Source organism: Pseudomonas sp. Bout1, from assembly GCF_034314165.1.
Classification (GTDB): Bacteria; Pseudomonadota; Gammaproteobacteria; order Pseudomonadales; family Pseudomonadaceae; genus Aquipseudomonas.
Genome location: NZ_JAVIWK010000001.1, coordinates 2,727,602 through 2,745,054 on the forward strand (window position 1 = coordinate 2,727,602; position 17,453 = coordinate 2,745,054).

The 17,453-nt window shown below is 64.7% G+C and carries 12 protein-coding genes; all 12 read left to right on the forward strand.

Features of this window, described 5'->3' with window-relative positions:
* Positions 1-2: 2 nt before the first annotated feature.
* Positions 3-512: a type VI secretion system baseplate subunit TssE gene (gene tssE, locus RGV33_RS12745; RefSeq protein ID WP_322144521.1), complete on the forward strand. Its 510-nt coding sequence runs from the start codon at positions 3-5 to the stop codon at positions 510-512.
* Positions 509-2,386 carry a type VI secretion system baseplate subunit TssF gene (gene tssF / locus RGV33_RS12750; RefSeq protein ID WP_322144522.1) on the forward strand — a complete coding sequence of 626 codons (1,878 nt, stop codon included), beginning with the start codon at positions 509-511 and terminating at the stop codon, positions 2,384-2,386. Before tssE ends, tssF begins: the two co-directional genes overlap by 4 nt.
* Positions 2,371-3,390 carry a type VI secretion system baseplate subunit TssG gene (gene tssG, locus RGV33_RS12755; RefSeq protein ID WP_322144523.1) on the forward strand — a complete coding sequence of 340 codons (1,020 nt, stop codon included), beginning with the start codon at positions 2,371-2,373 and terminating at the stop codon, positions 3,388-3,390. The genes tssF and tssG overlap by 16 nt, the downstream gene beginning before the upstream one ends.
* The gene (tssH, locus tag RGV33_RS12760; RefSeq protein WP_322144524.1) at positions 3,383-6,019 is read left to right on the forward strand and encodes a type VI secretion system ATPase TssH; all 2,637 of its coding nucleotides are present in this window, start codon (positions 3,383-3,385) and stop codon (positions 6,017-6,019) included. Before tssG ends, tssH begins: the two co-directional genes overlap by 8 nt.
* Positions 6,020-6,023: 4 nt before the next feature.
* Entirely contained in the window at positions 6,024-6,665 is a 642-nt protein-coding gene (locus RGV33_RS12765; protein WP_322144525.1) for a hypothetical protein, read from the forward strand.
* An 81-nt stretch (positions 6,666-6,746) separates the two neighbouring features.
* The gene (locus tag RGV33_RS12770) at positions 6,747-7,244 is read left to right on the forward strand and encodes a GNAT family N-acetyltransferase (RefSeq protein WP_322144526.1); all 498 of its coding nucleotides are present in this window, start codon (positions 6,747-6,749) and stop codon (positions 7,242-7,244) included.
* A 13-nt stretch (positions 7,245-7,257) separates the two neighbouring features.
* Positions 7,258-9,219 (forward strand): type VI secretion system tip protein VgrG, encoded by a 1,962-nt coding sequence (locus tag RGV33_RS12775; protein WP_322144527.1) that lies wholly within the window; start codon positions 7,258-7,260, stop codon positions 9,217-9,219.
* The gene (gene tagH / locus RGV33_RS12780) at positions 9,209-10,657 is read left to right on the forward strand and encodes a type VI secretion system-associated FHA domain protein TagH (protein WP_322144528.1); all 1,449 of its coding nucleotides are present in this window, start codon (positions 9,209-9,211) and stop codon (positions 10,655-10,657) included. The genes RGV33_RS12775 and tagH overlap by 11 nt, the downstream gene beginning before the upstream one ends.
* A 9-nt stretch (positions 10,658-10,666) precedes the next feature.
* The gene (gene tssK / locus RGV33_RS12785) at positions 10,667-11,998 is read left to right on the forward strand and encodes a type VI secretion system baseplate subunit TssK (protein WP_322144529.1); all 1,332 of its coding nucleotides are present in this window, start codon (positions 10,667-10,669) and stop codon (positions 11,996-11,998) included.
* A gap of 15 nt (positions 11,999-12,013) precedes the next feature.
* A complete protein-coding gene (icmH, locus tag RGV33_RS12790) occupies positions 12,014-13,300 on the forward strand; it encodes a type IVB secretion system protein IcmH/DotU (protein ID WP_322144530.1) in 1,287 nt (428 codons plus the stop codon).
* Between the two features lie 3 nt (positions 13,301-13,303).
* Positions 13,304-16,858, forward strand: coding sequence for a type VI secretion system membrane subunit TssM (gene tssM, locus RGV33_RS12795; protein ID WP_322144531.1), 3,555 nt, complete (start codon positions 13,304-13,306; stop codon positions 16,856-16,858).
* A 9-nt stretch (positions 16,859-16,867) separates the two neighbouring features.
* Complete coding sequence (tagF, locus tag RGV33_RS12800; protein WP_322144532.1) at positions 16,868-17,452, forward strand: type VI secretion system-associated protein TagF; 585 nt, start codon at positions 16,868-16,870, stop codon at positions 17,450-17,452.
* Position 17,453: the final 1 nt, after the last annotated feature.

Sequence of the window (17,453 nt, forward strand, 5' to 3'; positions counted from 1 at the left end):
CCATGGCTGAACTCACCAGCCGCGAACGCCTGCAGCCGTCCTTGCTCGATCGCCTGAGCGATGACGACACCGAGCACGCCGTCGAGTCCCGAGACAAGCGCATCTTGTCCATGACCGGCTTGCGCAAGGCAGTGCTGCGTGACCTTGGCTGGCTGCTCAACAGCACCAGCCTGGGCAGTTTTCGCGAACTCGGTGGGCATCCGTTGGCCGCGCAATCGGTGATCAATTTCGGCTTGCCGGATCTGTCCGGCAAGACCGCCGCCGGCCTGGACCGCGAAGAGCTGGCCCGGCGCATTCGCCAGGCCATCTGGGACTTTGAGCCCCGGATCCTGCGCGACAGCCTGCGTGTGGTGCCATTGGGCACCAGTGCCATCCCCAACCAGATGGCCTTTGAAATCCACGGCGAACTCTGGGGCCAGCCGCTGCCCGAGCGCCTGTACCTGAAGACCGAACTGGACCTGGAAGCCGGTGAAGCCAGGGTCTTCGATATCGAGACAAGGGACGTGCGGTGAACGCCAAACTGCTGCGCTACTACGAACGTGAACTGGCCCACCTGCGGGAAGTCGGCGGCGAATTCGCCCGTGACTATCCCAAGGTCGCCGGCCGCCTGGGGCTTGAGACCTACGCCTGCGCCGATCCCTATGTGGAGCGCCTGCTGGAGGGCTTCAGCTTTCTCGCCGCGCGGGTGCAGTTGAAGATAGACGCCGAGTTCCCACGGTTTACCAATCACCTGCTGGAGCTGGTGTACCCGCAGTACCTCGCGCCCACGCCGTCGATGGCGGTGGTGCAGTTGCAGCCGGACATGAGCGAAGGCAGCCTGGCCGCCGGGTTCAAGGTGTCGCGCGGCACGGCCTTGCACAGCCAGCTGGGCAAGGGCGACCAGACCGCCTGTGAGTTTCGCACCGCTCACGATGTAACCCTGTGGCCGGTGGAACTGGCCGAGGCGCGTTACTTTGCCTGTGGCGGCCAGGTCGGCGGCGTCGACCTGGCGCGCCTGGGCGGGGTGAAGGCGGCATTGCGCCTGCGTTTGCGCGTCGGCGCAGGGCTGACTTTCAGCGACCTGGCCCTGGACAAGCTGGCGCTGCACATCCGCGGCGGCGAAGCCTTGCCCTCGCGCATCCTCGAACAACTGCTGGCCCAGGTCGCCGGGGTGCTGGTGATGCCGGTGCAGGAGCATGTGGACTGGCACCAGTTCCTGCCCAAGACCGCTATCCGCGGCCTCGGCTACAGCGATGAAGAAGCCTTGCTGCCCACCGGCGCCCGATCGTTCCAGGGCTACCGGCTGTTGCAGGAATACTTCGCCATGCCCCAGCGCTTTCTGTTTGCCGAGCTGGGCGGGCTGGCTGACAGCGTGAGTCGCTGCACCTCGGAACAGCTGGACGTGATCGTGCTGTTCAAGAAACTCGACCCGTTGCTGGAACACAGCGTCAACGCGGCCAACTTCGGGCTGTATTGCACCCCGGCAATCAACCTGTTCCCGATGCGCACCGAGCGCGTGCACCTGTCGGACCAGCAATCGGAATATCACGTGATCCCCGACCGCACCCGGCCGATGGACTACGAGATCTACCAGGTCGAAGGCGTCACCGGCTATGGCAGCGGCGCCGAGGCGAGCCAGACGTTCGAGTCGTTCTACCGCGCCAATGACCTGCACGCGCGCACGCCGCCCAAGGCGTTTTACCAGGTGCGCCGCGATGCGCGCTTGCTCTCGGAGCAACAACGCCGCCAGGGCCCGCGCTCCAGCTACATCGGCAGTGAACTGTTCATGTCGTTGGTGGATGCCCAGGAGGCGCCGCACCGCAGCAGCCTGCGCCAGTTGGGCATCGACACCCTGTGCAGCAACCGCGACCTGGTGTTGAGCATGCCGGTGGGCAGCGGCAAGACCGACTTCAGCGTGGAGTCCGGTGCGCCGGTGCAGGCGGTGCGGTGTGTGGCCGGGCCAACGGTGCCGGCGCCGTCGTTTGCCGAAGGTGAAACGGCCTGGCGCCTGGTCAGCCATTTGTCCCTCAACTACTTGTCGTTGCTGGACCAGGACAAAGAGCAGGGCGCCAGCGCCTTGCGTGACCTGCTGCGCCTGTATTGCCGGATCGACGACGAAGCTGCCCACAAACAGATCGAAGGCCTGCGCTCGGTGAGCGCCGAAAGCATCGTGCGCCGCTTGCCGTTGCCCGGGCCGATCACCTATGGCCGTGGCTTGCAGATCAGCGTGACCCTCGATGAGTCGGCATTTGAAGGCAGTGGCGTATTTATCCTCGGCTCGGTGCTGGAGCAGTTTTTTGCCAAGTACGTATCGCTCAATTCCTTCACCGAAACGGTGATCAAGGGCACCGCCCGTGGGGTGATCATGCAGTGGCCGGCGAGGGTGGGGCGATGCGAGATCCTCTGAGCCTGCTCAGTGCCCTGGAAGCACACCCGGCGCGCTTCGATTTTCACGCGGCGCTGCGCCAGCTGGAGTGCGCCTTCGCGCACCTGCCACGGATCGGCCAGGCGGCACGCCCGGCGGATGAAGCGGTGCGGTTCGGTCAGCAACCGTCGCTGGCGTTCGAGCCGGCAATGATCAACAGCCTCATCCCCGGTGCCACGCCAAAATTGCTGTTGAATTTCTTCGGTTTGCTGGGGGCGAATGGGCCGCTGCCGATTCACTTGAGCGAATACATCCGCGACCGCCAGCGCAACCTCAATGACCCGACCCTGGCCGCGTTCTGCGACGTGTTCCATCACCGCATGATCAGCCTGTTCTACCGGGCCTGGGCCAGCGCCCAACCGGCTGTGAGCCTGGACCGTCCGCAGGCCGACCGCTTTGCACAGTACCTGGGCTCGCTGATCGGCATCGGCATGCCGTCGATGCTGGGCCGCGACACGGTGCCGGATGTGGCCAAGCTGCACTTCGCCGGGCGCCTTGGCCCGCAAACCCGCAACGCCGAAGGGTTAGCCGCGTTGCTCACGGACTACCTGCAAGTGCCGGTGCAGGTCGAACAATTCGTCGGCCACTGGATGACCTTGCCCGCCGATGGGCTGTGCGCGCTGCGCAGTGGCCCCGACGCACCGGTGCTCGGCCAGACCACGGTAATGGGCAAAAAGGTCTGGAACACCCAGCACAAATTCCGCCTGCTGATCGGCCCGCTGGACCTTGAACAAACCCGCCGCCTGCTGCCCGGGGGTGACAGCCTCAAGCGCGTGCAGGACTGGGTGCGCCAATACGTCGGGCTGGCGATGGATTGGGACGTGAACCTGATCGTCAAGAAAGAACAACTGCCTGGCTTGCGCCTGGGTTCCGCGCCGTTGGGCTGGACCAGTTGGTTGAGCAGCAAGGCGCCCCTGGCGGATGACCGGCAACTGCTGGTCAACCCGCGTATCTCTCATACTTCACAAGGACCTGCCCATGGCTGATATCAGTCGCGTCGCGCTCTTCGGCAAACTCAACAGCCTGTGCTACCGGGCGATTGAAAGCAGCACCGTGTTCTGCAAAATGCGCGGCAATCCCTACGTGGAACTGGTGCATTGGTTGCAGCAGATCCTGCAACTGACCGACTCCGACCTGCAGCGCCTGATCCAGCATTACCAACTCGACCCGGCTGTGCTGGCGCGGGACCTGACGGCCGCCCTGGACCTCTTGCCCCGCGGTTCGACTTCGGTCACGGACCTGTCGTCCCAGGTCGAGGAGGCGGTGGAGCGCGCGTGGGTCTACGCGACCCTGATGTTCGGCGAATCCCAGGTGCGCTCCGGGCATTTGCTGCTGGCGCTGCTCAAAAACCCGGGCCTGCGCAACGGCTTGTACGGCGTGTCGCGCGAGTTCAACAAGCTCGGCATCGAAGACCTGAGCGAGCAATTCTGCGCGTTGCTCAAGGACTCGCCCGAAGCGCAGATGACCGCCAGCGACGGCTTCCAAGTGCCCGGTGAAGACACCGGCGCCCTGGCCCCGGCGGCCATGGGCAAGCAGGAAGCGTTGAAGCGCTTCACCGTCGACCTCACCCAGCAGGCGCGGGATTCGAAGATGGACCCGATCGTCGGCCGCGACGAAGAGATCCGCCAGGTGATCGACATCCTGATGCGCCGGCGCCAGAACAACCCGATCCTGGTGGGCGAGGCGGGTGTGGGCAAGACCGCCGTGGTCGAAGGGTTTGCCCAGCGCATTGCCCGGGGCGACGTACCGCCGAGCCTCAAGGATGTGCAACTGCTGGCCCTCGACGTTGGCCTGTTGCAAGCCGGTGCGAGCATGAAGGGTGAGTTCGAACAGCGCCTGCGCTCGGTGATTGACGAGGTGCAGGCCAGCGTCAAGCCGGTGGTCTTGTTTATCGACGAAACCCACACCCTGGTGGGCGCCGGCGGTGCGGCCGGGACGGGGGACGCGGCCAACCTGCTCAAGCCTGCGCTGGCCCGTGGCACCTTGCGCACCATTGGCGCCACCACGTTTGCCGAGTACAAGAAACACATCGAAAAAGACCCGGCCCTGACCCGGCGCTTCCAGACCGTGCAGGTTGACGAGCCCGACGAAGCCCGTGCCTTGCTGATGCTGCGGGGCATCGCCCAGACCATGCAGCAGCACCACCAGGTGCAGATCCTCGACTCGGCCCTGGAAGCGGCGGTGCGCTTGTCCAACCGCTACATCCCGGCGCGCCAGTTGCCCGACAAGGCCGTCAGCCTGATCGATACCGCCTGTGCACGTGTCGCCATCAGCCTGCACGCCACGCCGGCGGAAGTGGATGACAGCCGGCGCCGTATTGAATCGCTGGAAACCGAGCTTGCGATCATTCAGCGCGAAACCGCGATTGGCGTCGACACCGCCAGCCGCCATGCGTCCGTCGAAGCGCTGTTGGCCACTGAGCGCGAGCGCCTGGATGGCCTGGAAAGCCGCTGGGACAACGAGCTGGCGCTGGTGGAACAGATTCTACGGTTGCGCAGCCAACTGGCGGACGCCACCGAGGGCGAAGCCGGCCTGGTGGAGTTGCGCCAATTGCAGGACGAGCTGGCCGCACAACAGGGCGAAACCCCGCTGGTGCTGATCAGTGTCGACGAACAGGCCGTGGCCTCGGTGGTGCAGGACTGGACCGGGATTCCCGTGGGCCGGATGGTCAAGAATGAAATCGAAAACGTGCTGCGCCTGGCTGATCGGCTGTCCCAGCGCATCATCGGGCAGAACCACGCCCTGGACATGATCGCCCGGCGCATCCAGACCTCCCGCGCCGGCCTCGACAACCCCGGCAAACCGGTGGGCGTGTTCATGCTCGCCGGCACCTCCGGCGTGGGCAAGACCGAGACCGCGCTGGCCCTGGCCGAGTCGTTGTATGGCGGTGAGCAGAACGTCATCACCATCAACATGAGCGAGTACCAGGAAGCCCACACCGTTTCCACCCTAAAGGGCGCGCCGCCGGGTTATGTGGGTTACGGCGAAGGCGGCGTACTGACTGAAGCAGTGCGCCGCAAACCCTACAGCGTGGTGCTGCTGGACGAAGTGGAGAAGGCTCACCCGGACGTGCACGAGTTGTTTTTCCAGGTGTTCGACAAGGGCTGGATGGAGGACGGCGAAGGCCGGATCATCGACTTCAAGAATACCTTGATCCTGCTCACCACCAACGCCGGCACCTCGCTGATCAGCCGCCTGTGCCGCGACCCGCAGACCATGCCCGCGCCGGATGACATCGCCAAGGCGTTACGCGAACCGTTGCTGGAAGTGTTCCCGCCCGCGTTGCTCGGGCGCCTGGTGGTGATCCCGTATTACCCGTTGAGCGACGCCATGCTCGGCAGCATCATCCGCCTGCAATTGGGGCGTATCGCCAAGCGTATCAGCGACGGCCACAAGATCCCGTTCAGCTTCAGCGACGAGGTGGTGCAGCTGATTGCCAGCCGCTGCACCGAGCTGGAAAGCGGCGGGCGGATGATCGACGCGATCCTGACCAACTCGATGCTGCCGGCCATCAGCACCGAATTCCTCAATCGGCTGCTGGCGGGTACGCCGGCGACAAGGGTGCAGGTGAGCGTCGACGCCGGCGAATTTACTTACCTGTTCGAGGAGCAGTGAACCTATGCCCTACGTAGCGTGGAAAACCCCGATCGCGATGAAGTGGTTCCGGGTGGCGAAGTTCAAGCAGCGCTCGCAGCTGACCAAGAACCCTTACCTGCAAGCCATGCCCAGCCTGGCCGGCGGCGCCTGTGTGGGGGCGACCTTCGCCTGGTTGAACCGGCATTTGCAGGCGCCGGCCGAGTCGGCCGCCAACCGGTGCGCGTTCCTGAGCCGGGACGACACCTGGTGCCGGATCGAAAGCTATTGCAGCGCGTTCAACACCACCCTGATCCTGGATAACACCAGGCGCATCCAGGCCAACCTGCCGAACATCTGTGGCCTGGGCGACAGCTCGTCGGTCGAGGCCCAGGGCTTCGACGGGCTGGCGACCCTGGCCCAGCATATCGACAGCACACAGCCGGGCTACTACGTCTGGCTGTTCACCTTTGAAGGGGGCGGGCCGTCCCACGTGTGCGGGATCTACGCCGACCGCAACTGCATGACGTTCTTCGACCCCAACTCGGGCGAGTACCGCGTGGGGCCGACCCGCAAGCTCGACTTTTTCAAGATGCTCTACAAGCACTACCTCAATTACCTGTCGGGCGCGGGTGTGCGCAAGGAAATGAAGTTTGACGAGCATTACCTGGTGCAACTGGGCGCTTGAGTAGAAAACCGCGGCGCTACGGAATAAACCGCTGCGCCCGGCTGTTGTGTCTACGTTCCTCAACTCTCAGGGATACATACGATGCCCCGGATCAACAGCGCATTCAGCTGCCGCAAAGTGGACTTTCAAGGCTTTCGCGAAGCCATTGGCGAGGCCGCCATGCTGGCCCAGTCGCCGGCCGCGCAAGAAGTCATTGCGACCATGAACACCATCAGCACCGCGCGCTCCAACGACACCGCACAAGAGCAGGCCAAGGTCGCCTATTTCGCCGCCTATGAGGGCGACGACGCGGTGGGGTTGATGGTGATGTTCAAGGAAGGCCCCACCTGGAAGATCGAAGACGTATTTGCCGGTGTAGCGGGCAGCGGGCTGGGCTCGACCCTGGCGGCCTTTGGCATGGACTACGCGATTCGCGACTACGGCAACAAACCCAACTGCGAGATTCGCCTGACCTCCCTGGACGAGGCCTCGTGTGCGTTCTGGAAAAAGATGGGCTTTGTGATGCTGCCCGGGGTCGCGAGCGGGCATGGCGGCATGGTTTACCGGGTGCCCAACTCCCGCCCGACGACTCCGCTCTAGGTAGAAAACCACCATGGCAACCACCCAAACCCGGCGCGAGATCCAGGTCAGCAGCGTGCTCGGCGCCGATGTGCTGTTGTTCCGGCGCATGCAGGCCCGGGAAGGCCTGTCGCAGCTCAGCGAGTACACGCTTGAGCTGTACAGCGAGCGCACCGACCTGAATATCGACGACCTGCTGGCGACCCAGATGAGCGTGGCGGTAGACCTGCCCAAAGGCGGCAGTCGTTATTTCAGCGGGCACGTCAGCCACTTTTCGTTTACCGGGCGCCAGGGCCGTTTCGCCACCTACAAGGCGGTATTGCGCCCGTGGCTGTGGTTTTTGACCCTGGCCAGCGACTGCCGGATTTTCCAGGCACTGAGCGTGCCGGACATCCTCAAGCAGGTGTTCGCCCCGTACACCATCGCCGATGTCGACACCTCTGGCCTGAGCGGCAGCTACCCGGCACTGACCTACTGCGTGCAGTACCGTGAAAGCGACTTCAACTTCGTCAGCCGGCTGATGGAGCAAGAAGGCATTTATTACTTCTTCAAGAGCGCGGCCGGGCGCCACACCCTGGTGCTGGCCGACTCCTATGGCGCCCATTCACCGGCACCGGGCTATGCCCAGGTGCGTTTCATGCCCGCCGAAGACCACACGATGCGCGAAAGCGAGGTGATCTACGACTGGCGCATGAGCGGCGACGTGGAGCCGGGCGGCTACACCCTGCAGGATTTCGACTTTGAAAAGCCTTCTGCCAACCTGTTGGCCAAGTCCACCCTGGCCGGCAGTTACCCGCAGTCGAGCCACGAGCGCTATGACTATCCAGGCAAGTACACCGAGCGCAAGCAGGGCGAAACCTATGCGCGCACGTTGATCGAGTCCCTGCACACCGGCACCCAGCGTGTCACCGGCGCCACCCGCGCCCGTGGGCTGTTTCCCGGCGCCTTGATGACCCTGACCGAACACCCTCGCAGCGAACAGAACGCCCAGTTCCTGTTATTGGAGGCGCGTTATGCGTTGTCCTCGGACACCTACGAACCGACGCCGCCGGCCCATCCGGCGCCGGTGCTGACCTGTGACTTCACCGCCTTGTCGAAACAGCAGCAATTTCGCGCCCCGTGCAACAGCCGTAAACCGCTGATGCAGGGCCCGCAGACAGCCATGGTGGTGGGCAAGCAAGGCGAGGAAATCTGGACCGACAAATACGGGCGGATCAAGGTGCAGTTCCACTGGGACCGCGAGGGCAAACATGACGAAAACAGCTCGTGCTGGATTCGCGTCGCCCAGGGCTGGGCCGGCAAGCGCTGGGGCAGCCTGTTCACGCCGCGCATCGGCCAGGAAGTGATCGTGAGTTTTCTGGAAGGTGATCCCGACCAGCCGCTGGTCACCGGCAGCGTCTACAACGCCGAGACCATGCCGCCCTATGCCTTGCCCGAGAACGCCACCCGTTCGACGGTCAAGAGCAACTCGTCCAAGGGCGGCGGTGGCTACAACGAGCTGCGCTTCGAAGACAAGAAGGGCTCGGAGCAGGTGTTCCTGCATGCGCAGAAAAACCTCGACCAGCGCGTGCTCAAGGACTCCCTGGACTGGGTTGGCGGCGACCGGCATTCCAAGGTCGACCAGGACCTGCGCGAGAAGGTCGGCGGCGACCGGCATTCCTCGGTGGGCGGCCATCGCAATGAGAAAGCCACCGGCGATGTCTCGCTGTCGGCCGGCACCAACATGATCATCAATGGCGGCCTGAAAACCGGCGTCACGGCCGGCATGGACATGTACATGAAGGGCGGCATGAACGTGGTGATCGAGGCCGGCGCGACCATCACGCTGAAGGTCGGCAGCACCTTTCTGACCCTTACGCCGGCGATGATTATCGCCTCGACCATTCCGATTCCCCTGCCTGAAGCCGCGTCTGCGGCCACTGCACTTGCGCTCACAGCAGCCACCGGCCCGGCCGGGGTGCCGCTGCCACCGAAGGAGGCCGACGATGGCAAGTAATCCGCTGAATTTGATTCTTCTGGTCAGGAGCTACCGCGACCAGCCAATGCCCGGTGAGGTGATCTGCCGGTTTACCGAGGCCGGCGGTTCGATTGGCCGTGGTCCGGACAATGACCTGACGTTGGATGACCCGGGTAAATACATTTCCCGTGTGCATGCGCGCATCGAGTTGCGTGGTGCGCAGTTCTACCTGACCGACACCGGCAGCAACCCGAGCCTGGTCAATGAGCGCCCGCTGGGCAATGGCCGTGAGCGGGCGTTGGAGGAGGGCGACCGCCTGGTGATTGGCGACTACGGGCTGCAAGTGCGCCTGGAGCAACCCGAGATCGAGGTGCCGGACGACGCCATGGCCACGCGCATCCTGCCGCCGCTGTTCGTCCCGCCGCCTGCGCCGGTGGCCGCGCCGTTGCCGGCGCTGGAGGTGTATCGCGAGCCGGAGGTGGTGGCGCCGGTGGTGCTGCATGATGCCCTGGCCGGGGCGCGGATTCTGGAAGGCGGCTCGCTGTTTGACGGGGCGGTGCCGCTCTCCGACCCGTTGGGGTTGAACCTGATGGGGCGGGTGGAACCGGCATTTCGCGGCACTGAAAGCGACCATGTGGCGCCGCAGATGCAGGCGTTTACCTTGCCGGTGATGCATGTGGAGCCCCAGGTCATTCCTGAAGACTACAATCCGCTCTTTGGGCTGACACCGGAACCTGTGGCTGCCCACGATCCAAATGTGGGAGTGGGCTTGCTCGCGAAAGCGGTGGATCAGCCACCGGATGCATTGACTGAGCCACTGCATTTGCGAGCAAGCCCGCTCCCACACAAGCCCGCACCCACACTGGAGCAGAGCGAGCCCGTCAGTGACGACGCGGTATTCAAGGCCTTGCTCCAAGGCCTGGGCCTGGAAAACCTGCACACCACGCGTACCCCCGTCGAGCTTGCGCACCTGGTCGGCGAAATGCTGCGCACCGCCACCGGCGGCACCATGGCGGTACTCATGGCCCGCGCCCTGACCAAACGCGAAAGCCATATCGACATGACCATGATCGGCGCCCACTCCAACAACCCGCTCAAGTTTTTCCCCGACCCCCACAGCGCCCTGACCCAAATGCTCACCGCCGATTCCCCGGCCTACATGCGCCCGGTCAAGGCCATGGGCGCGGCATTTGACGACCTCAAGGCCCATGAACTGGCAGTGATCGCCGGCATGAACGCGGCGCTGGGCGCGGTGGTGCAGCGCTTCGACCCGGCCCGGGTGGAGCAGCGCCGCACCACCCACGGCGCCCTCGACAAGTGGATGCCCGCCCGGCGCAAAGCGCGCTTGTGGGACCGCCTGGTAGAACGCTACGAGGACCTGGCCCGGGATGCCGACGAGGACTTGCAGCGCCTGTTCGGTGAGTTGTTTTCGGTGGCTTATGAAGAGCAGGTCGCGCGGTTGCGCACCGGCCAATGAGAAGAATTTATGTCCTGGAATAACAAAGTAGTCTGGTCCGAAGGCATGTTGTTGCAGCCCCAGCACCTGCAACAACACGACCGTTTTTTACAGGCGCAGCTGGAGGCCCGGGTCAGCACCTTGCGCGCCTACGCCCATGGTTTTTCAAGCCTGAAAATCGACCTGCAGCAGTTGGCCCTGGGCAAGTTGTCATTGTTGGCGTACAGCGGCGTACTGCCCGACGGTACGCCGGTCGGCCAGCCCTTCGACGATGAAATGCCGCTGCCTCTGGAAATCCCCGCAGACGCCCGCGACCTTAAGGTGGTGCTGGCGCTGCCGAGCCTGCGCCCCGGCGTGGCCGAAGTCGACGACAACCCAGGCTTCGAAAACTTCGCCCGCCACCGCAGCAGCGAGTACGAGGCCTGGGACAGCAACGGCCTGGACAGCAGCGCGCTGATGAGCATCGGCAAACTGCGCCTGCGCCTGGCGTTTGAAGGTGACGTAGCCGACGCCTACACCACCCTTGGCATCGCCCATGTGGTGGAAAAACGCGCCGACAAAAGCGTGGTGCTCGACCGCGATTACTGCCCGCCATGCCTGGACATCCGCGCCGCCGAATACCTTGGGGCGTTTGTCGATGAATTGCTCGGCCTGTTGCAGCAACGCGGTGAAGCCCTGGCGGCACGCCTGAACCGCCCGGACGGCAGCGGCGCGGCCGAGATTGCCGACTTCCTGCTGCTGCAGGTGCTCAACCGCAGCCAGCCGCTGGTGCGGCATTTGGCGGCAATGAGCGGCCTGCACCCGGAGCAGTTGTACCGCGACCTGACCGGCCTGGCCGGCGAACTGGCGACCTTTACCCAGGCCGACAAGCGCGCCTCGGCTTACCCGGTGTACCGCCATGACGCGCTGGCTGAAACCTTCGCCCCGGTGATGCTCGACCTGCGCCGTTCGCTGTCGACCGTGATGGACGCGCGGGCCATCGCTATCCCCCTGGAAGAGCGCCAATACGGGATCCGCGTGGCGGTACTGCCCGACCAGGATTTGCTGCGCTCGGCCACGTTCATCCTCGCGGTGCAGGCACACATGCCCGCCGAAAGCGTGCGCAACGGCTTCCCGCCGCAGGTCAAGATCGGCTCGGTGGAGAAGATCCGCGACCTGGTCAACCTGCAACTGCCGGGTATCGGCCTGCGCCCGCTGCCGGTGGCGCCACGGCAACTGCCGTTCCACGCCGGCTTCACCTATTTCGAACTCGACCGCAGCAGCGATTACTGGCAACAGCTGAGTAATTCGGCGGGGTTTGCCATGCACATCGCCGGGGTCTTCCCGGGGCTGGACATGCAGTTCTGGGCCATTCGGCGCTAAGGCAAGGTGACTGACGTGAATGACACTTTCGATGGCGCCCAGGACCCGGATCGCACCCTGCTGATCCCCACGCCCGGCGGGCGCCGGCCTCTGCCGGCAGCCAGCCCGGTGGCCGATGTGCAGAGCGCCGCCCTGGTCCTCAAGGGCCTGGGCCTCAACCCGCTGGTGCGGGCCGCCAACCCATTGCTTGACCTGGTGGTGCCCCTGCGCATGCTGGCCACCCCGCCCGACATGGAAAGCCTGCGCCAGCGGCTGATCCAGGCGGTGCAGGCGTTCGAGGCCCAGGCCCGGGCCAGCCAGGTGGATGTCGAAACCGTAGCGGCGGCGCGTTACGCGCTGTGCACCCTGGTGGATGAAACCATTTCCAGTACGCCATGGGGCGCCGGTGTGTGGGGCAGCCGCAGCCTGTTGGTGACCTTTCACAATGAAGCCTGGGGCGGCGAAAAATTCTTCATGATTTTGCAGCGTCTCAGCCAGGACCCACGCACCCATATCCACGTGCTGGAGCTGATGTATTTGTGCATGGCCCTGGGGTTGGAAGGGCGGTATCGGGTGCTGGATCGCGGCCTCGACCAACTGGGCCTGTTGCGCGAGCGCTTGCTGCAACTGATCAACCAGCAGCGCGGCAACCGTGAACAAGACCTGTCGCCCCGTTGGCGCGGTGCCGAGGCGCCCCAGGCGTCGATGTTACGCCGGGTGCCGTTGTGGGTACTGGCGACGGTGGCGGCGGTGCTGCTGTTGAGTGTGCAGTTGACCTACAGCTGGTTGCTTAATCGTGCGTCCGATCCGGTTTTCGCGCAGTTGGGGGCGATTCGTGTGGCGTCGCCGCTCAAGGTGGCGGCGCCTGCAACACCTGCGCCGGTGCGCCTGTCGGGGTTCCTCGCGCCGGAAGTCGCCCAGGGCCTGGTCACGGTCAAAGACAGCGCCGACCGCTCGGTGATCACCCTGCGCGGCGATGGTGTATTTGCTTCCGGCAGTGCCGAAGTGGCAAGCAACTTCGACGGTTTGCTCAACCGCATCGGCGATGCATTGGCCACGGTGCCGGGGGATGTGGTGGTGGTTGGGCATACCGACAACGTGCGGCCTTCGGCGACGTCGCGGCTGGGCTCCAACTTCGACCTGTCCCAGGCCCGCGCCAAGACCGTCGCGCGCCTGCTGGGGCAACGCGCAGGGCCGGCCGAGCGATACCGCAGCGAAGGCCGGGGTGAGACCGAGCCCTTGGTTCCCAATGATTCACCGGCTAATCGTGCGCGTAACCGGCGTGTCGACATCACCGTGCTGATCCCCTCCCAGGCGCAATAGACCATGAACCTGTCCTCGTTTTTTTCGTTGTTATGGTCCCCGGTGGAGCGCTTTATCCTGTGGTTGCTCAAGCCGTGGTTGTTGTCGCTGATCGGCGTGGCGCTGCTGTCGCTGCTGGTGTGGTACGAAGGCCCGCTGCTGGCGTTCAACGGCACCGAGCCGTTGGCGCCGGAAGCACGGCGTTGGGGCTTGATCGGGGTGTTTGTGTTGGTGTGGGCCGGCTACTTTGCCTGGCGTGTGTGGCGTGCCTGGCGGGCCAATCGCGGGTTGATGGCCGGGGTTGCGCAAGTGCCGGCGGGCGAGCGTGAATCCCAGGCAGAAGTGAATGAACTGGGCGAGCGTATGCGCTCTGCGATGGCGGTGCTGCGCAAGGCCAACCCCGGCTGGAAGATGAGCGGGCAGTATCTGTACCAACTGCCGTGGTACATGTTTGTGGGCGCGCCGGGCAGTGGCAAGACTACTGCGCTGACTCATTCCGGCCTGCAGTTTCCCCTGCGTGAAGCGATGGGGAGCGGTGCCATCGGCGGGATCGGCGGCACCCGGCATTGTGACTGGTGGTTTACCGATGAAGCGGTACTGCTCGATACAGCCGGGCGCTACACCACCCAGGACAGCTACACCGAAGTGGACAAGGCCGCCTGGGGTGGTTTTCTCGACCTGCTGAAAAAACACCGTCGCCAGCGCCCGGTCAACGGTGTGATCGTGGCCCTGAGCGTCAGCGACCTGTTGCAGCAAACCGAAGCCCAGCGCCAGGCCCAGGCCTTGGCGATTCGGGCGCGGATCAACGAATTGTATGAGCGCCTGGGCCTGCGGTTTCCGGTGTACGTGATCATCACCAAGTGCGATTTACTGGCGGGCTTCTCGGAATTTTTCGAGACCTTTGGCCGTGAGGAGCGGGCCCAAGTGTGGGGCGTGACCTTCCCGCTGCAACAAGACCCGAAAGCCGACACCGGCCTGGCGTCGTTCCCCGCTGAATTCGATGCCCTGGAGCGCCAGCTCCAGGGGCGAGTGCTGGAGCGCGTACAGCAAGAGCGGGACCTGTCGCGCCGGGCCTTGCTCTACAGCTTCCCGCAACAATTCGCCAGCCTGGGCGAGGGCCTCACGCGGTTTCTCAACAGCATCTTCGAGGCCAACCGTTATCAGGAACCGGCGTTGCTGCGCGGTGTGTACTTTACCAGCGGCACCCAGGAAGGCAGCCCGATTGACCGGGTACTGACCTCACTGGCGGCGTCCTTTGGCCTGGGCCGCAAGGTGCTGGCGCCGAATGTTGCCAGTGGCCGCAGCTACTTCATCACCCGCCTGCTGCGCGAAGTGATCTTCAAGGAGGCCGGGCTGGCGGGCGTCAACCACCAGGAAGAGCGTCGCCGGCGCTTGCGGGCGCGGGGCGGGCGGATCGTCGCCTCGGCGGCGTTCGTGCTGCTGTTGCTGGGCATGACCATCAGCTACAACCGCAACCTGCAACTGATCGGCGATTCGGCAACCGCGGCCGCCAACGTTGCGCAACTGGCCAGGGAACTGCCAACCGAAGGCGATGTGCTGGTGACCTTGCCCTTGCTCAATGCTGCCCGCGCGTTGCCCGATGGCTATAGCGACGGCGACAACAGCGTGCCGCTGCTCAGTCGCATGGGCCTGTACCAGGGCAACAAGCTGGGGGCGGGCGCGATGACCTTGTACCGGCGCCTGTTGCGCAGCACCTTGCTGCCGCACATCGTGGCGAATATGGAAAACGCCTTGCGCCGGGGCGATGCCAGCAACCAGGAGTTCCTCTACGAAACCCTGCGGGCCTACCTGATGCTGGGTGAGCGGCAGTTCTTCGATGCCGCTTCTGTGCAGGCGTGGGTCGATGTTGACTGGCGGCGCGAGTTGCCCCAGGCCACCCCGGCGCAGCTGGCGCAATTGTCCGATCACGTCTCGGCATTGCTGCAAGCCGACGACGAAGCCGAGCCGGTGCAACTCGACAGTGCGCTGATCGCCAAAGTGCGCCTGGCCCTGGCGAGCATGCCGCTTTCCCAGCGCATCTATAACCGGGTCAAGCGCCAGGTGGAGCAGCAACACTTGCCGGAACTGAGCGTGAATGGCGCGGTGGGCCGCGATGTATCGTCGTTGTTCACCCGAGGCAGCGGCGAGCCGTTGTCTCGTGGGGTCAGTGGTGTGTATCGCATCGCCGGCTATCGCGAACTCACCGACAAGGCCCCACAAGCCGTGGCCGACATGGCCAAGGACAGCTGGGTGCTCGACCGCCAGGAATCGGCGCAAATCGCCGGCGGCAGTGCCGCCATGCAGGCCGCGGTACTGGAGCTGTACTACGCCGACTACATCCGCCAATGGGACACTTTTCTTGGCGACGTGCACCTGGTGCCGTTGACCAGCCTTGGCCAGGCGTCCCTGGTGACCAACGTGCTGGCGGCCAACGATTCACCGCTGCGCGCGCTGCTGCTGGCGGTAGCCAGGGAAACCACCCTGGAAGGCGCGTTGACCTCGGCCGCCAGCAAAGACACCGACCAGCGTGTGCGCGACAAAATCGCCGCCGCCACGCAAAAGCTCCAGGCCGCCCTGGGCAGCGACGCCCCGGCCCCGACGGTGGATGCCAGCGCGAATCCGGTAGACCAGCACTTCGCCGCGCTGCATCGCCTGGTGGGCAACGGCACCAGCCCGCAACCTGTGGATGAGATGCTGGCCTCGCTCAAAGACGCCGGCCAATACTTCGACAGCGCCGATGCTGCCCGGCGCAGCGCCGCGCCGGCGCCCACCGGGGAAGTGCTGGAGCGCTTGAAGCGTGCCAGCGATACCCAGCCGGCGCCGTTGTCGACATTGCTGCGTGATGTGCAAGCCGGCGGTGCGGCGCTGACCCTGGGCAACGAGAAGGCCCGTTTGAATGCATTGTGGGAAGCCTCGGGTGCGCCGTTCTGCCGGGCAGCAATCGCCGATCGTTACCCGTTGGTGCGCAGCTCCAGCCGCGATGCCACCGCCGATGATTTCGGCAAGTTCTTTGGCCCGGGCGGGCTGATGGATGACTTTTTCAGCAAGAACCTCGCGCCGTATGTCGACATGAGCGGCAGCCAATGGCGCTGGCGTTCCAGCGGCGTGACGCCGCTGAACATCTCCCAGGACGTGCTCAACCAGTTCCAGCGTGGCGCGCGCCTGCGGGACATGTTCTTCGTGGCGGGGGCACGCCAGCCGTCATTGCGTTTTGACCTGAAAACCCTGAGTGCCGACCCGGCCCTGACCCAGGTGACCCTGGACATCGATGGCCAGCCGGTAGTGTACGAGGCGGGCAGTGTGGCGGACTTCACCGGCATCAGCCTGCCCAGCGGCAAGGCAGGCGGGCTGGTGCGACTGCAGGCGACGCCGGCGCTGGTCAGCCCGCTGCGGGCCGATGGGCCTTGGGGTTGGCTGCGGATGATGGACAAGGCAGCGGTCAGTGCCCAGGGTGAGTTGCTGCAAGTCACGTTCGATGTGGAAGGGCATCGGGTGGTGTATCAATTGCGGGCCAGCAGTGTGATCAACCCGTTCCGACGGGATGCGCTCGAGCAGTTTCGCTGCCCGACGACGTTATAGGGATTGGGCATGGATCAGCAGTTGACGGGTTTTTTCGGCAAGGTCCCAAGCCATGGGGATTTTGTCAGTCGCCGGTTGCCCGAAGCGTTTTTGCGGCCCTGGGACGCGTGGCTGCAAAGCGGCTTGCAACACAGCCGCGAGCGCCTTGGGGCAGGCTGGCTGGAGGTGTATTTGTGCAGTCCGCTGTGGCGCTTTGCCTTGGCGGCGGGGGTGTGTGGCGAACAGGGCTGGGCCGGCGTGATGTTGCCCAGCGTGGACCGGGTGGGGCGCTATTTTCCGTTGACGGTGGCGGTGGCGAGCGAAGACGTATCGCCCCTCGCACGGTTTGAGCAGGATGGCGAATGGTACGCGCAGGTCGAGCGGTTGGCACTGTCGACGCTGGTTGAAGGATTTACGTTGGCCGCGTTTGATTCGGCGCTCAGGGCATTGCCGCCGCCGTCACCCCAGGCACCGGTGGAAGAGGGCGTGCTGGCGGGGCATTCGATGTTCTGGACCGAGGGCTCGCCGCTGTTGGCGCCCACGACGATGACCTTTGCAGGCTTGCCGGGGGCGTCGACATTTGCCGATATGCTGGCGGGTCGCAGCTCGGCGTGAG

What these genes read in the sequence shown, in the direction of transcription:
- tssE (WP_322144521.1), top strand. Translation starts at nt 3, where the DNA reads ATGGCTGAACTCACCAGCCGCGAACGCCTGCAGCCGTCCTTGCTCGAT.
- tssG (WP_322144523.1), top strand. Translation starts at nt 2,371, where the DNA reads ATGCGAGATCCTCTGAGCCTGCTCAGTGCCCTGGAAGCACACCCGGCG.
- tssH (WP_322144524.1), top strand. Translation starts at nt 3,383, where the DNA reads ATGGCTGATATCAGTCGCGTCGCGCTCTTCGGCAAACTCAACAGCCTG.
- RGV33_RS12765 (WP_322144525.1), top strand. Translation starts at nt 6,024, where the DNA reads ATGCCCTACGTAGCGTGGAAAACCCCGATCGCGATGAAGTGGTTCCGG.
- RGV33_RS12770 (WP_322144526.1), top strand. Translation starts at nt 6,747, where the DNA reads ATGCCCCGGATCAACAGCGCATTCAGCTGCCGCAAAGTGGACTTTCAA.
- RGV33_RS12775 (WP_322144527.1), top strand. Translation starts at nt 7,258, where the DNA reads ATGGCAACCACCCAAACCCGGCGCGAGATCCAGGTCAGCAGCGTGCTC.
- tagH (WP_322144528.1), top strand. Translation starts at nt 9,209, where the DNA reads ATGGCAAGTAATCCGCTGAATTTGATTCTTCTGGTCAGGAGCTACCGC.
- tssK (WP_322144529.1), top strand. Translation starts at nt 10,667, where the DNA reads ATGTCCTGGAATAACAAAGTAGTCTGGTCCGAAGGCATGTTGTTGCAG.
- tssM (WP_322144531.1), top strand. Translation starts at nt 13,304, where the DNA reads ATGAACCTGTCCTCGTTTTTTTCGTTGTTATGGTCCCCGGTGGAGCGC.
- tagF (WP_322144532.1), top strand. Translation starts at nt 16,868, where the DNA reads ATGGATCAGCAGTTGACGGGTTTTTTCGGCAAGGTCCCAAGCCATGGG.